The following is a 14,110-nucleotide window of genomic DNA, read 5'->3' on the forward strand; positions in this document are numbered from 1 at the left end:
GGCCTCCTTGTCTTCACTCGCTCACGGCGACACGGATGACGGCGACATCGTGAGCCTCGAGACGCTCGCGGGTGGCGTCGTCCATGCCGTCGTCGGTAATCAGGGTATGGATGCGCGCCCAGGGCAGCTCCAGATTGGGAATGCGCCGCCCGATCTTGTCGGACTCCACCAGCACCACCACCTCGCGGGCGACCTCGGCCATCACCCGCGAGAGGCCGATCAGCTCGTTGTAGGTGGTGGTGCCGCGCTCGAGATCGATGCCGTCGGCACCGATGAACAGCTGGTCGAAGTCGTAGCAGCGCAGTACCTGCTCGGCGACCCGCCCCTGGAAGGACTCGGAGTGCGGGTCCCAGGTCCCGCCGGTCATCAGGAGCACCGGCTCGGGCTCCAGCTCGCGCAGCGCGTTGGCCACCGACAGGGCGTTGGTCATCACCACCAGCCCCTCGTGGCCGCCGAGCTCGGAAATCATCGCCGAGGTGGTGGTCCCGCTGTCGATGATCAGGCGGTTGTGGGCGCGGATGCGCTCGCCGGCGGCCCGGGCGATGGCCCGCTTGGCGGCGGACGGTGCCGCCGCGGGCTCGGCGAGCATCTCCTGGGGCAGCGGCGCGGCACCGCCGAAGCGGCGCAGCAGCAGGCCGCTCTTCTCGAGGGTGGCCAGGTCCTTGCGCACCGTGACCTCGGAGGTGGCAAAGTGACGGGCCAGGCTGTCGACGCTGGTCTCGCCGTGGTCATTGACGTAGGCGAGGATCGCATGGCGCCGCTGCAGGGTATCGCGCTTGGGCATTTTCCTGTCGAAACGAAAGTAGTTTCTTTCAACTCGAAAGATAATGCGCCCATCAAACGCCAATCCCCGGCCCGCGTCAAGCCATCGAGAGCATCACGACGGGCTCAATCGTCCCTGGTCGGCCGCTGCCAGTCGTCGCGCTGGGTCTGGCGGCTGCGGGCCACCGCCAGCGCCCCGGCGTCGACATCGCGGCTGATCGTCGAGCCGGCGCCGATGGTGGCTCCCGCCCCCACCGTGACCGGGGCCACCAGGGCGGTGTTGGAGCCGATGAAGGCCGCATCGCCGATCTCGGTGCGGTGCTTGCGGGCACCATCGTAGTTGCAGGTGATGGTGCCGGCGCCGACGTTGACGTCGCGGCCCAGCTCGGCATCGCCCACGTAGCTCAGGTGGTTGATCTTGCTGCCCTCGCCGACCCGGGCGTTCTTGGTCTCGACGAAGTTGCCCACCTTCGCCCCCGAGGCCAGGTGCGTGCCGGGGCGCAGCCGCGCGAAGGGCCCGACCTGGCCGGCCCCCGCCAGCACGGCCCCCTCCAGCACACTGTGCGCCGCGATGCGCGAGTCCGCGCCGATGCGCGAGTCGCGGATCACGCAGTAGGGGCCGACCGTCACCCCGTCGGCCAGCTCGACCTCGCCCTCGAACACGCAGCCCACGTCGATGAACACGTCGCGCCCGCAGGTCAGCCGGCCGCGGACGTCGAGCCGCGCCGGATCGGCCAGCGCCACGCCGGCGGTCATCAGCGCCTCGGCCTGGCCCAGCTGGTAGGCGCGCTCGAGACGGGCCAGCTGGGCCCGGTTGTTGACGCCCTCGACCTCCACCGGAGTCGCGGGCTGGGCCGTGGCGATGGTCAGGCGCTCCTCGGCGGCCATGGCGATGACGTCGGTCAGGTAGTACTCGCCCTGGGCATTGTCGGCGGAGAGCCGCGGCAGCCAGCGCCGCAGCTGGTCGGCGGTCATCGCCATGATGCCGGTGTTGCACTCGCGGATTCCGCGCTCGGCCTCGGAGGCATCCTTGTGCTCGACGATCGCCACCGCCCGGCCCTCGGCATCGCGCTTGATGCGGCCGTAACCGGCGGGGTCGTCCAGGGTCACGGTCAACAGCCCCAGGCGATCGTCCGCCACCTCGGCGAGCAGCGCCTCGAGGGTCTCGCGGCGAATCAGCGGCACGTCGCCGTAGAGGATCAGCACCTTGCCGTCGCCGAGCGCCTCCAGCGCCTGCGCCACGGCATGGCCGGTGCCCTTCTGCTCGGCCTGGACGACGAAGCTCGCCCGGGTGTCGGCGAGCGTCTCGCGCACCGCCTCGCCGCCGTGGCCGATCACCACGTGCAGCCGCTCGGGGCCCAGGCTGTCGGCGGTATCCAGCACATGGCGCACCATCGGCCGGCCCGCCAGGGCATGCAGCACCTTGGGGCGCGCCGAGCGCATCCGCGTTCCCTGGCCGGCCGCCAGGATCACCACGTCGAGAGACATCTTCACTCCTTGTTCGCTTGTCGCCTGACCGGTGGCCAGTTTACGAGCCCCCCGGCCGCGACTCCATGACGGTCGCCGTGTTTGCACACGATCGAACCGGCGAGGGGACCTGCTTGCGTCGCCCGCTCACGAAAACGCCCCATGGAGCCGGGCTCCATGGGGCGTGGGGTCGACGCCGTCGGAATCAGCGCTTGCCGCTGGCCCGGCGCAGCTGGTCGAGGGTGCGCAGCTTGGCCACCGCCTCGGCGAGCTCGGCCGCGGCCCGGGAGTAGTCCAGCTCCGACTTCTGCTCGTTGAGCTCGCGCTGGGCCTCCTGGCGCGCCGCCTCGGCCTCGGCCTCGTCGAGATCACGGGCCCGCACCGCGCTGTCGGCGAGCACCGACACCAGGTCGGGCTGCACCTCGAGGAAGCCGCCGTTGACGTAGTAGACCTGCTCGTCGCCGTTGTCGCCCAGCACGCGCAGCGGACCCGGCTTGAGCTCGGTCAGCAGCGGCGTGTGGCCGGCCATGATGCCCAGATCGCCCATCATGCCAGCGGCGACCAGCTGGTCGACCTCGCCGGAGAAGATCGACTGCTCGGCGCTGACGATCTCGCAATGGAAGCTTTTCGCCATACCTTAGGTCCTCTTGCGTGGACGGCTTACTTCATCTTGTTGGCTTTCTCGACGGCCTCGTCGATGGTGCCGACCATGTAGAAAGCCTGCTCCGGCAGCTCGTCGTAGTCGCCGTCGAGAATGCCCTGGAAGCCGCGGATGGTTTCCTTGAGCGACACGTACTTGCCGGGCGCCCCGGTGAAGACCTCGGCGACGAAGAACGGCTGCGACAGGAAGCGCTGGATCTTGCGCGCCCGGTTGACGGACAGCTTGTCCTCGTCGGACAGCTCGTCCATGCCCAGGATGGCGATGATGTCCTTGAGTTCCTTGTAGCGCTGCAGCACGCCCTGCACGCCGCGGGCGACGTTGTAGTGCTCCTCGCCGACCACCAGCGGGTCGAGCTGGCGCGAGGTGGAATCCAGCGGATCGATCGCCGGGTAGATGCCCAGTTCGGCGATGGAACGTGCCAGGACCACGGTGGCGTCCAGGTGGGCGAAGGTGGTCGCCGGCGACGGATCGGTCAGGTCGTCCGCGGGCACGTAGACGGCCTGCACGGAGGTGATCGAGCCGGTCTTGGTGGAGGTGATGCGCTCCTGCAGGACGCCCATCTCCTCGGCCAGGGTCGGCTGGTAGCCCACCGCGGAGGGCATGCGGCCCAGCAGGGCGGACACCTCGGTGCCGGCCAGGGTATAGCGGTAGATGTTGTCGACGAACAGCAGCACGTCGCGGCCTTCATCGCGGAACTTCTCGGCGACGGTCAGGCCGGTCAGCGCCACGCGCAGGCGGTTGCCCGGCGGCTCGTTCATCTGGCCGTAGACGAGCGAGACCTTGTCGAGGACGTTGGACTCCTGCATCTCGTAGTAGAAGTCGTTGCCCTCGCGGGTGCGCTCGCCGACCCCGGCGAACACCGAGTAGCCGCTGTGCTCGGTGGCGATGTTGCGGATCAGCTCCATCATGTTGACGGTCTTGCCCACGCCGGCGCCGCCAAACAGGCCGACCTTGCCGCCCTTGGCGAACGGGCAGACCAGGTCGATGACCTTGATGCCGGTCTCCAGCAGCTCGCTGGACGCCGCCTGGTCGGCATAGCTCGGTGCCTTGCGGTGGATCGGCATGCGCTCGGCCTCGCCGATCTCGCCGGCCTCGTCGATCGGCTCGCCGAGCACGTTCATGATGCGACCCAGGGTCTCCTTGCCGACCGGCACGGAGATGGGCGCCTTGCTGTTTTCCACGGCCATGCCGCGCTTGAGGCCCTCGGTGGAGCCCATGGCGATGGCACGTACCACGCCGTCGCCCAGCTGCTGCTGGACCTCGAGAATGGTCCCCGGCTCGGAGACCGTCAGCGCGTCGTAGACCTTGGGGACGTCGTCCCGCGGAAACTCTACGTCAATCACCGCGCCGATGATTTGTACGATACGTCCGCTCATCTTGGATCCTCTTAAACCTGCAAATGAAACCTGCTGCGTTTCACCGGCGCGTCACACCGCGGCGGCGCCACTCACGATCTCGGAAATTTCCTGGGTGATGGCCGCCTGGCGGGCCTTGTTGTACACCAGTTGCAATTCGTCGATCAGGTTGCCGGCGTTGTCGGTCGCGTTCTTCATCGCGATCATGCGCGCCGCCTGTTCGCAGGCTGCATTCTCGACCACCGCCTGATAGACCTGCGACTCGACATAGCGCTTGAGCAGCTTGTCGAGCAGGGCCTGGGCGTCCGGCTCATACAGGTAGTCCCAGCTGTCGGGACGGGGTTGTTCGTCGTCGGCGTCCTCGTCGGACGTGACCAGCGGTACCAGCTGGCGCACGGTCGGCTTCTGGGTCATGGTGTTGACGAACTCGTTGGACACCACGTAGAGCCGATCCAGAGTGCCCTCGTCGAAGGCATCGAGCATGACCTTGACGCTGCCGATCAGATCCTTGGCCTCGGGGGCCTCGCCGAGCCCGCTCTTGGCCGCAAGCAGGTTGCCGCCGTACTTGCGGAAGAACGTGCCGGCCTTGCTCCCGATGGCGACGAAGTCGGTCTCGACGCCCTTGTCGCGCCACGCCTTCGCATCCTTGACCACGGCCTTGAACAGGTTGACGTTCAGGCCGCCGGCCAGGCCGCGGTCACTGGAGACGACGATATAGCCGACCCGCTGGACCTCGCGGTCGAGGGTGTAGGGATGGCGATACTCGGGATTGGCCTTGGCGACATGGCCCACGACCTTGCGGATCTGCTTGGCATACGGCTGGCTGGCCTGCATCCGCTCCTGCGCCTTACGCATCTTCGACGCAGCGACCATTTCCATGGCGCTGGTGATCTTCTGCGTATTCTTGATACTGCCGATCTGAGTCTTGATCTCTTTTGCGGCTGCCATAGCGATCTACCTTATTCGTGGCCCCTCGGGGAATCGCAGGCCCGGCGAGGCCGGGCCCGGGGGATTACCAGGTTTGAGTGGCCTTGAATTGCTCGACGCCAGACTTGAGACCCTGCTTGATCTCGTCGCTGTAGTCGCCGGTCTGGTTGATCTTGTCGAGCAGCTCGCCGTGTTCGGCCTTCATGTAGTCGTGCAGCGCGCTTTCGAAGTCCAGCACCTTGTTGACTTCGACGTCGTCGAGGTAGCCCTCGTTGGCCGCGAACAGCGTCAGGGCCATCTCGGCCACGGACATCGGCGCGTACTGGGTCTGCTTCATCAGCTCGGTGACCCGCTGACCGTGCTCGAGTTGCTTGCGGGTCGCCTCGTCCAGATCGGACGCGAACTGCGAGAACGCCGCGAGCTCGCGGTACTGGGCCAGGGCGAGACGCACGCCGCCACCCAGCTTCTTGATGATCTTGGTCTGGGCCGAGCCACCCACGCGCGACACCGAGAGGCCGGCGTTGATCGCCGGGCGGATGCCGGAGTTGAACAGGCCGGTCTCGAGGAAGATCTGGCCGTCGGTGATCGAGATCACGTTGGTCGGCACGAACGCCGAGACGTCGCCGCCCTGGGTCTCGATGATCGGCAGCGCGGTCAGCGAGCCGGTCTGGCCGGTGACCTCACCGTCGGTGAACTTCTCGACGTAGTCGGCGTTGACGCGAGCGGCACGCTCGAGCAGACGCGAGTGCAGGTAGAAGACGTCACCCGGGTAGGCTTCGCGGCCCGGTGGACGACGCAGCAGCAGGGAGATCTGGCGATACGCCCAGGCCTGCTTGGTGAGGTCGTCGTAGACGATCAGGGCGTCCTGGCCGCGGTCGCGGAAGTACTCGCCCATGGTGCAGCCGGCATAGGGCGCCAGGAACTGCATGGCGGCCGGATCGGCGGCGCCGGCGGCGACGACGATGGTGTGCTCCATCGCGCCGTGTTCCTCGAGCTTGCGCACCACGCTGGCGATGGTCGACTGCTTCTGACCCACCGCGACGTAGATACAGGTGACGCCCTTGCCCTTCTGGTTGATGATGGTGTCCACCGCGATGGCGGACTTGCCGATCTGGCGGTCGCCGATGATCAGCTCGCGCTGACCGCGGCCGATCGGCACCATGGCGTCGATGGACTTGAGGCCGGTCTGGATCGGCTGGTCGACGCCCTGGCGGGTGATGACGCCCGGCGCGACCTTCTCGACCGCGTCGGTCAGCTGGGTGCCCAGCTCGCCCTTGCCGTCGATGGGGTTGCCCAGGGCATCGACCACGCGGCCGACCAGCTCGGGGCCCACCGGCACCTCGAGGATGCGGCCGGTGCACTGGGCGGTCATGCCCTCCTCGAGCTGCTGGTAGTCGCCCAGCACCACGGCACCGACGCTGTCGCGCTCGAGGTTGAGGACCATGCCGAAGACGTGGCCCGGGAATTCGATCATCTCGCCGAACATCGCGTCCGCCAGCCCGTGGATTTTCACGATGCCGTCGGACACGCTGACGATGGTGCCCTGGTTACGGGCTTCGGAGGCGACATCCAGCTTTTCGATGCGCTGCTTGATGATGTCGCTGATCTCGGAAGGATTCAGTTGCTGCATGCCATGTCCCTCAAGCTCAGGCGGAGAGTGTGTCGCGCAGACGGGCCAGCCGGTTGCGTACCGAACCGTCGATGACGGTGTCGCCGGCACGCAGGATGACGCCGCCCATCAGGGCACGGTCCACCTGAGTGGTAATGGAGATTTCGCGGTTCAGGCGCTTGGCCAGGGCACTCGCGAGCGTGTCTTGCTGAGCGGCGTCGAGCGGGAACGCGGAGACGATGGTCACCTCCAGGCGCTTCTCCTGCTCGGCCTTCAGCTGCTCGAACTGCTCGGCGATGTCCGGCAGCGCCGCCAGGCGGTGGCCCTGGCCCAGGGTCCGCAGGAAGTTTCGACCTTCCTCGCTGAACGCGTCGCCGCCGACATCGATCACGACGTCGGCCTTCTCGGCGCCGGACAACCGGGGGTTGTCCAGCACCCGCGAGCGCATGGCGTCATCGGCGACCACGCCGGCCGCCAGTGTCAGCATCTCGGACCAGGCCTCTAGCGCCTTCTGGGCGTGCGCGAACTCGAACGCCGCCTTGGCGTAAGGTCGAGCGACGGTAGACGTTTCAGCCATGGGTCACCTCCTCAAAGCTCGGCGGCGAGCTTGTCGACGAGCTCGCGATGTTTGGCCTCGTCGATGGAGGATTCCAGGATACGCTCCGCCCCTTCGACAGCGAGTCGCGACACCTGCGAACGCAGCTCTTCCTTCGCGCGATTGACTTCCTGCTCGATCTCGGAACGGGCCGCGGCAATCATCCGCTCGCCCTCGAGGCGGGCATTCTCGCGCGCTTCCTCGATCATCTGGTTCGACCGCTTGTGGGCCTGCTCTAGGATCTCGGCCGCCTTTTCCTTGCTCTCGCGCAACGTCTCGTCAGCCTGCTCCTGGGCCAGTTCGAGGTCACGGGTGGCACGGCTGGCAGCGTCCAGGCCATCGGCAATCTTCTTCTGACGTTCCTGCAGCGCCTGCATGACCGGGGGCCATACATACTTCATGCAGAACCAGACGAAGACCGCGAAGGCTATGGCCTGACCGATCAGGGTAAGGTTCAGATTCACGCCAGCACCTCTCGCTTCACAGGTTTGTGGTCAGAGTCCCGGTTGGTCTTGCGACCCACCGTGATTCAACCCACAAACGGGTTGGCGAAGGTGAAGAACAGCGCGATACCCACACCGATCATGGTCACGGCGTCCAGCAGGCCGGCGACGATGAACATCTTCACCTGCAGCTGCGGGATCATCTCCGGCTGACGCGCGGCGCCTTCGAGGAACTTGCCACCCAGGATGCCGAAGCCGATGGCGGTACCCAGGGCGCCCAGGCCGATCAGCAGGGAAACGGCGATAGCGGTCATGCCCAGAACTTGTGCTTCCATGATGTACTCCAGTTTTCAGTCAAGTGGTTTAGCGGGTTAAGGGTTGACGGTTCAATGCTCTTCGGTCGCCATGCTCAGGTAGACGATCGTCAGCATCATGAAGATGAACGCCTGCAGCGTAACGATCAGGATGTGGAAGACCGCCCAGGAGAAATGCAGCGGCAACTGCCACAGCCCGATCATCGCGATCAGGATGAAGATCAACTCGCCGGCATACATGTTGCCGAACAGACGAAGGGCGAGCGACACCGGCTTGGCCAGCAGGGTCACCACCTCGAGGATGAAGTTGATCGGAATCAGGATGACCTGGAACAGCTTGTTGGAGGAGCTGAACGGATGCAGCGTCAATTCCCCAATGAAGCCGGAAAGCCCCTTGTGACGAATGGAGTAGATGATGATCAGGGCAAAGACCGACAGTGACATGCCGAGCGTGGCATTGACGTCGGTAGTGGGCACGACCTTGAAGTAGACGTGCGCGGGATCGGCACCGAACATGACGCCGATCTTCTGCGCCAGCATCGGCAGCAGGTCGACGGGCACCAGATCCATGAGGTTCATCAGGAAGATCCAGCAGAAGATCGTCAGCGACAGCGGCGCGATCAGCCGGCTCTTGCCGTGGAAGGTTTCCTTCACCGAGTTGTCGACGAACTCGACCATCATCTCGACGAAGTTCTGCAGACCATGGGGGACGCCGGTGGTCGCGGCCTTGGCGGCCTTGCGGAAGAGCCACAGGAACAGCACGCCCAGGCCGATCGACCAGGCCATGGTGTCCAGGTGGATCGCCCAGAAGCCCATTTCGGCGGCCTCCTCGGCGGAGTGAGCCATCGCCCAGCCGTGGTCGGGATGATACCCGAAGGTCAGGTTCTGCAGATGGTGCTGGATGTACGCCGTCGGCGTCAGATTGTTGCCTGCTGCCATTGCACTGCCTCGATGTCAGGTGTACGACGGGCGCTTCAGCAGCCAGGGCCCCAGCCACTGCGTCGCCAACGTCGCCACGTAAGCGCCAAAGAAGAAAGCGGGGTTTGACGGGGGCACTGCAATGAACACCAGGGTGAACAATGCCGCCGTCAAACCGAACTTGCCGGCTTCGGCTCGATAGAAGCTCTTCACGATGTCCCTGGCGTATCGCGCTCCCTGATAACGGAAGGCACGCCAGGCAAAGTAGACGCCGGGCACCGCGGCGACCAGGCCGCCGAGCAGTGCCGAGCCTGCGGCGGACACGCCGCCGGTTCCCGCGCCGACCGCCGTGGCCAGCAGCACCATGGCGGCCTGCGCCGCCAGCAGGCGCGTGAACTCGGGTCGTTTGATCTGGGCCGGACTCGGAGCAGGCATAAATTCTCGGGTGTTCGTCGGCAATGTCCGCAGGAATTGTCGTTGACTGAGCGCCCCCAGCGCCGGACCTCGGCGGATTATAGGGAAGCCGGGGGTGCCCTTCAACCGAACCTGCGGCGAATTTCCACGAAGTGGAATCGGACTACGACCAAAGCGCGACGAACGTCGGGAAAATATTTTAACTGGCTAACTATCGACCCGGACGCTCAGCGGATGTGCTCGAGAATCCCGTCCAGCTCTTCGAGACTGCCGTAGTGAATGGTCACTTTCCCCTTGCCGCTCTGGCCATGACGGATCTTCACCGCGGCACCGAGCACCTCGCCGAGCTGAGTCTCCAGGCGTGACACGTCGGCGGACGGCGTGTCCGCCGGCCGGGCCGCGGCAGGCTTGCCGGCCTGAAGCGCCTTCGCCAGTGCCTCGGTCTGGCGCACGGTGAGGTCACGATCGACCACCTCGTGGGCCGCCTTGCGCTGTTTTGTCGCAGGCAGCACCAGCAGCGCCCGGGCATGACCCACATCCAGGTCACCCCGCTCGAGCAGGGTCTGCACTTCCGGGTCGAGCGCCAGCAGGCGCAGCAGGTTGGCCACCTGGGCCCGTGACTTGCCCACCGCGTCGGCCACCTGCTGCTGGGTCAGCTCGAACTCCTCGAGCAGGCGCTTCAGGGCCAGGGCCTCCTCGACGGGGTTGAGATTCTCGCGCTGGATGTTCTCGATGAGTGCCAGCGCCAGGGCGCCCTGATCGCTGACGTTGCGCACCACGGCCGGGATCACGTCGAGCTCGGCGAGCTGGGCCGCCCGCCAGCGCCGCTCGCCGGCGATGATCTCGTAGCGATCCTCGCCGATCGGCCGCACCACGATCGGCTGCATGACCCCCTGGCTGCGGATCGAGTCGGCAAGCTCCTCCAGCGCCTCGGGCTGGATGTCGCGCCGGGGCTGGTAGCGGCCGCGGCTCAGCTGGCCGAGCGGCAGGCGGGCCAGGCGCGCCTCGTCATCGGCGGGCGCTTCCGGCGCGGGCGCCTCGGCGGCCGGCGCATCAAGGGTGACATCGGCATCCAGCAGGTCACGGCGGCGGGCATTGGCGCCGATCAGGGCATCCAGGCCGCGGCCCAGGGCACGTTTACGGGTCATGGGCAATCCTTGGGGCGTTTCCCGGGGGTCATAGCGACAAGCGACGGATCAGTTCCTTGGCCAGTACCCGATGGGCCTGGCTGCCCCGCGAGAAGCGGGCGTACTTGGTGACCGGCAGACCGTGGCTCGGCGCCTCGGCGACCCGCACGTTGCGCGGGATGGCCGCCTTGAGCAGGGTGTCGCCGAAGTAGTCGCGCAGCTGCTTGGTGACGTCGCGGGTCAGGCTGTTGCGATTGTCGAACATGGTGCGCACGATGCCGAAGAGCTGCAGCGAGGGGTTCACGCTGGCCTGAATCTGCTCGACGGTGTCGAGCAGGGCCGACAGCCCCTCGAGGGCGTAGAACTCGCACTGCAGGGGAATCAGGATGCCGTCGGCGGCGGTGAGGCCGTTGACGGTGAGCATGTTGAGCGACGGCGGGCAGTCGATGAGCACCACGTCGTACTCGCCGGCGACCCCCTTGATCGCCTCGTGCAGGCAGCGCTCGCGACCGTCGCGGTCGAGCAGGTCGACCTCGGCGGCGGTCAGGTCGCCGTTGCCGGGCAGCAGGGCGTAGCCGGCCTCGGGACAGTCGAGGATCACCGCCTCGGCGGGCTTTTCACCGAGCAGCACGTCGAGCACGCTGCCGTCCAGCTCGTGCTTGTCGATGCCGCTGCCCATGGTGGCATGCCCCTGGGGATCGAGGTCGACGAGCAGCACGCGCCGCTCCAGTGCCGCGAGGCAGGCCGCCAGGTTGACCGCGGTCGTGGTCTTGCCGACGCCGCCCTTCTGGTTGGTCAAGGCGATGATCTTGGTCACGAAAGGCTCCCTTGTCGACATGGTGTGCCGGCCGGCGGTCAGGTTCGGGTCAGCCGCAGCAGATAGCGGGTGGCATCGTCCCCGGGGACGTCAAGGATACGCCGCTCGACGAGCTGGACACCGTCCGGCACTTCGGCCAGCTCCTCCTCGCAGGCCTGGCCCTTCATCGCCAGCCACTCGCCGCGTGGTGCCAGCAGCGGCTCGCTCAGGGCGATGAAGTCGCCGAGGCTGGCGAAGGCCCGTGATACCACCTGGTCGAACGGTGGCACCTCGAAGCGCTCGACGCGGGCCTGTACCGGCTCGACGTTGGTCAGCCCGAGCTCCATCACCGCCTGGCGCTGGAAGCGGACCTTCTTGCCATTGCTGTCGAGCAGCGTGACCGTCAGCCGCGGGTCGAGAATCGCCAGCACCAGCCCGGGAAAGCCCGGGCCCGAGCCGATGTCCAGCACCCGCGGGCCGGTCATCGCCGGCAGGATCGAGGCACTGTCGAGCAGATGCCGCGTCACCATGGCCTCCGGCGCGCGTACCGCGGTGAGGTTATAAGCCCGGTTCCACTTGTGCAACAGCCCCAGCAGCACCAGCAACCGCTCCCGAGCCCGGGCATCGGCGGTGATGCCCAGGGTCGTCAGGCCCGCGTCGAGGCGACGCTCGCAGTCGGGCGTCATGCATTCACCGCCCGGGCATCGTCGACCAGGCGGCGCTTCTTGAGATGGATCAGCAGGATCGACACCGCTGCCGGTGTCACGCCCGAGATGCGTCCGGCCTGGGCCAGGGTCTCGGGGCGCGCCGCGGCGAGCTTGTCGCGAATCTCGTTGGACAGCCCCTCGACCCGCGAGTAGTCGAGATCCGCGGGCAGCGGCGTGGCCTCGTGGCGCTTGAGCTTGTCGATCTCGGCCTGCTGGCGGTCGATGTAGCCCTGGTACTTGGCCTGGATCTGCACCTGTTCGGCGACCGTCTCGTCATCGACGCCCGTGGCCTCGATGCCCTCGAGGCCGACGAGATCGGCATAGCCGAGCTCGGGGCGCTTGAGCAGCTCGAGCAGGCTGTACTCGCGGTTGAGCGGCTTGGGCAGCTTGGCATTGAGCTGCTCGGCGGCCGCCGAGCGGGGCTGCACCCAGGTGGCGGCGAGCCGTGCCTGTTCGGCCTCGATCGCCTCGCGCTTGGCGCTGAATGACGCCCAGCGGTCGTCGTCGATCAGCCCCAGCCGGCGGCCGGTCTCGGTGAGACGCAGGTCGGCGTTGTCCTCGCGCAGCAGCAGACGGTATTCGGCGCGGGAGGTGAACATCCGGTAGGGCTCCTGAGTGCCCAGGGTGATCAGGTCGTCGACCAGCACGCCGAGGTAGGCCTCGTCGCGCCGTGGGCACCAGGCATCCTCGCCCCGCACCCGCAGGGCGGCGTTGAGCCCGGCCAGCAGGCCCTGGGCGCCGGCTTCCTCGTAGCCGGTGGTGCCGTTGATCTGCCCGGCGAAGAACAGGTTGTGGATAAACCTGGTTTCCAGCGAGTGCTTCAGATCCCGCGGGTCGAAGAAGTCGTACTCGATGGCGTAGCCCGGCCGGGTGATGTGAGCGTTCTCGAGCCCCTTGATCGAGCGCACCACCTGCAGCTGCACGTCGAAGGGCAGCGAGGTGGAGATGCCGTTGGGGTAGAGCTCGTGCGTATCCAGCCCCTCCGGCTCGATGAAGATCTGATGGCTGGCCTTGTCGGCGAAACGATGGACCTTGTCCTCGATCGACGGGCAGTAGCGCGGGCCGACGCCGCCGATCACGCCGGAATACATCGGCGAGCGATCGAGATTGGCGAAGATGATCTCGTGGGTGCGCTCGTTGGTATGCGCGATGCGACAACTCACCTGGTGCGGGTGCATGTCCCGCGTGCCGATGTAGGACATCACCGGCGTCGGTGTGTCGCCGGGCTGCTCCTCGAGCTGGCTGAAATCCAGGCTCCTGGCATCGAGCCGCGGCGGGGTGCCGGTCTTGAGCCGATCGACGCGGAACGGCAGGGCCCGCAGCCGCTGGGCCAGCGCATTGGCGGGAGGATCGCCCGCCCGGCCGCCGGTGTGGTTGTCCAGGCCGATGTGGATAACCCCGCCAAGGAAGGTGCCGGTGCACAGCACCACGGTGTCGGCGTGAAAGCGGATGCCGGTCTGGGTGACCGCGCCCTTGACGGTGTCGCCGTCGACGATCAGGTCATCCACACCCTGCTGGAACAGTGTCAGGTTGGGTTGGTTCTCCAGCATGCCGCGAATCGCCGCCTTGTAACGCACGCGGTCGGCCTGGGCGCGGGTGGCACGCACGGCGGGGCCCTTGCGGGCGTTGAGCACACGGAACTGGATACCGGCATGGTCCGTCGCCAGCCCCATGGCGCCGCCCAGGGCGTCGATCTCCTTGACCAGGTGGCTCTTGCCGATGCCCCCGATCGCCGGATTGCAGGACATCTGTCCCAGGGTCTCGATGTTGTGAGTCAGCAGCAGGGTCTGACAGCCCATGCGGGCAGCGGCCAGTGCGGCTTCCGTTCCCGCATGGCCACCGCCGATGACGATGACGTCAAAGCGGTTGGGATAATCCACGGATACCTCGACTTGCGCGCCGGGCGCGCGACTTCAGGGCAAGTATCAACAAGCCGCCCAGTATAACGCCCCTGTGGGTAACCGTCAGGGGTTTTCCACACCGGGTTCCTGTCGCGTCGTCCGCCGTTGGGTCTT

Annotated in this window: 15 protein-coding genes; all 15 read right to left on the bottom strand. The window is 66.8% G+C overall.

Features of this window, described 5'->3' with window-relative positions:
- Window positions 1-13: 13 nt before the first annotated feature.
- Window positions 14-784: a DeoR family transcriptional regulator gene (locus G7A98_RS03120; protein WP_163648027.1), complete on the bottom strand. Its 771-nt coding sequence runs from the start codon at window positions 782-784 to the stop codon at window positions 14-16.
- Between the two features lie 104 nt (window positions 785-888).
- A complete protein-coding gene (gene glmU / locus G7A98_RS03125) occupies window positions 889-2,250 on the bottom strand; it encodes a bifunctional UDP-N-acetylglucosamine diphosphorylase/glucosamine-1-phosphate N-acetyltransferase GlmU (protein ID WP_163648028.1) in 1,362 nt (453 codons plus the stop codon).
- Between the two features lie 184 nt (window positions 2,251-2,434).
- On the bottom strand, window positions 2,435-2,863 hold the full coding sequence (locus tag G7A98_RS03130; protein ID WP_163648029.1) for a F0F1 ATP synthase subunit epsilon: 429 nt from the start codon (window positions 2,861-2,863) through the stop codon (window positions 2,435-2,437).
- A 26-nt stretch (window positions 2,864-2,889) separates the two neighbouring features.
- Complete coding sequence (gene atpD / locus G7A98_RS03135) at window positions 2,890-4,266, bottom strand: F0F1 ATP synthase subunit beta (protein WP_163648030.1); 1,377 nt, start codon at window positions 4,264-4,266, stop codon at window positions 2,890-2,892.
- A gap of 51 nt (window positions 4,267-4,317) precedes the next feature.
- Entirely contained in the window at window positions 4,318-5,193 is an 876-nt protein-coding gene (atpG, locus tag G7A98_RS03140; protein WP_163648031.1) for a F0F1 ATP synthase subunit gamma, read from the bottom strand.
- A 64-nt stretch (window positions 5,194-5,257) separates the two neighbouring features.
- Window positions 5,258-6,802 (bottom strand): F0F1 ATP synthase subunit alpha, encoded by a 1,545-nt coding sequence (atpA, locus tag G7A98_RS03145; protein ID WP_163648032.1) that lies wholly within the window; start codon window positions 6,800-6,802, stop codon window positions 5,258-5,260.
- A 16-nt stretch (window positions 6,803-6,818) separates the two neighbouring features.
- Window positions 6,819-7,358, bottom strand: coding sequence for a F0F1 ATP synthase subunit delta (locus tag G7A98_RS03150; RefSeq protein WP_163648033.1), 540 nt, complete (start codon window positions 7,356-7,358; stop codon window positions 6,819-6,821).
- 11 nt (window positions 7,359-7,369) lie between these two features.
- Window positions 7,370-7,840, bottom strand: coding sequence for a F0F1 ATP synthase subunit B (locus tag G7A98_RS03155; RefSeq protein WP_163648034.1), 471 nt, complete (start codon window positions 7,838-7,840; stop codon window positions 7,370-7,372).
- Window positions 7,841-7,905: 65 nt separating this feature from the next.
- The gene (gene atpE, locus G7A98_RS03160) at window positions 7,906-8,154 is read right to left on the bottom strand and encodes a F0F1 ATP synthase subunit C (protein ID WP_011508579.1); all 249 of its coding nucleotides are present in this window, start codon (window positions 8,152-8,154) and stop codon (window positions 7,906-7,908) included.
- Window positions 8,155-8,205: 51 nt separating this feature from the next.
- A complete protein-coding gene (gene atpB / locus G7A98_RS03165; protein WP_163648035.1) occupies window positions 8,206-9,072 on the bottom strand; it encodes a F0F1 ATP synthase subunit A in 867 nt (288 codons plus the stop codon).
- A 15-nt stretch (window positions 9,073-9,087) separates the two neighbouring features.
- Window positions 9,088-9,486: a F0F1 ATP synthase subunit I gene (locus G7A98_RS03170; RefSeq protein WP_163648036.1), complete on the bottom strand. Its 399-nt coding sequence runs from the start codon at window positions 9,484-9,486 to the stop codon at window positions 9,088-9,090.
- Between the two features lie 206 nt (window positions 9,487-9,692).
- The gene (locus G7A98_RS03175; protein ID WP_163648037.1) at window positions 9,693-10,613 is read right to left on the bottom strand and encodes a ParB/RepB/Spo0J family partition protein; all 921 of its coding nucleotides are present in this window, start codon (window positions 10,611-10,613) and stop codon (window positions 9,693-9,695) included.
- Window positions 10,614-10,641: 28 nt separating this feature from the next.
- A complete protein-coding gene (locus G7A98_RS03180; RefSeq protein ID WP_163648038.1) occupies window positions 10,642-11,409 on the bottom strand; it encodes a ParA family protein in 768 nt (255 codons plus the stop codon).
- Window positions 11,410-11,447: 38 nt separating this feature from the next.
- A complete protein-coding gene (rsmG, locus tag G7A98_RS03185; RefSeq protein WP_163648039.1) occupies window positions 11,448-12,074 on the bottom strand; it encodes a 16S rRNA (guanine(527)-N(7))-methyltransferase RsmG in 627 nt (208 codons plus the stop codon).
- Window positions 12,071-13,975, bottom strand: coding sequence for a tRNA uridine-5-carboxymethylaminomethyl(34) synthesis enzyme MnmG (gene mnmG, locus G7A98_RS03190; RefSeq protein WP_163648040.1), 1,905 nt, complete (start codon window positions 13,973-13,975; stop codon window positions 12,071-12,073). Before mnmG ends, rsmG begins: the two co-directional genes overlap by 4 nt.
- Window positions 13,976-14,110 lie beyond the last annotated feature (135 nt).

Origin of the sequence: Modicisalibacter sp. 'Wilcox' (genome assembly GCF_010993675.1) — a bacterium.
Classification (GTDB): domain Bacteria; phylum Pseudomonadota; class Gammaproteobacteria; order Pseudomonadales; family Halomonadaceae; genus Modicisalibacter; species Modicisalibacter tunisiensis.

What these genes read in the sequence shown, in the direction of transcription:
- G7A98_RS03120 (WP_163648027.1), bottom strand. Translation starts at nt 784, where the DNA reads ATGCCCAAGCGCGATACCCTGCAGCGGCGCCATGCGATCCTCGCCTAC.
- glmU (WP_163648028.1), bottom strand. Translation starts at nt 2,250, where the DNA reads ATGTCTCTCGACGTGGTGATCCTGGCGGCCGGCCAGGGAACGCGGATG.
- G7A98_RS03130 (WP_163648029.1), bottom strand. Translation starts at nt 2,863, where the DNA reads ATGGCGAAAAGCTTCCATTGCGAGATCGTCAGCGCCGAGCAGTCGATC.
- atpD (WP_163648030.1), bottom strand. Translation starts at nt 4,266, where the DNA reads ATGAGCGGACGTATCGTACAAATCATCGGCGCGGTGATTGACGTAGAG.
- atpG (WP_163648031.1), bottom strand. Translation starts at nt 5,193, where the DNA reads ATGGCAGCCGCAAAAGAGATCAAGACTCAGATCGGCAGTATCAAGAAT.
- atpA (WP_163648032.1), bottom strand. Translation starts at nt 6,802, where the DNA reads ATGCAGCAACTGAATCCTTCCGAGATCAGCGACATCATCAAGCAGCGC.
- G7A98_RS03150 (WP_163648033.1), bottom strand. Translation starts at nt 7,358, where the DNA reads ATGGCTGAAACGTCTACCGTCGCTCGACCTTACGCCAAGGCGGCGTTC.
- atpE (WP_011508579.1), bottom strand. Translation starts at nt 8,154, where the DNA reads ATGGAAGCACAAGTTCTGGGCATGACCGCTATCGCCGTTTCCCTGCTG.
- atpB (WP_163648035.1), bottom strand. Translation starts at nt 9,072, where the DNA reads ATGGCAGCAGGCAACAATCTGACGCCGACGGCGTACATCCAGCACCAT.
- G7A98_RS03170 (WP_163648036.1), bottom strand. Translation starts at nt 9,486, where the DNA reads ATGCCTGCTCCGAGTCCGGCCCAGATCAAACGACCCGAGTTCACGCGC.
- G7A98_RS03175 (WP_163648037.1), bottom strand. Translation starts at nt 10,613, where the DNA reads ATGACCCGTAAACGTGCCCTGGGCCGCGGCCTGGATGCCCTGATCGGC.
- rsmG (WP_163648039.1), bottom strand. Translation starts at nt 12,074, where the DNA reads ATGACGCCCGACTGCGAGCGTCGCCTCGACGCGGGCCTGACGACCCTG.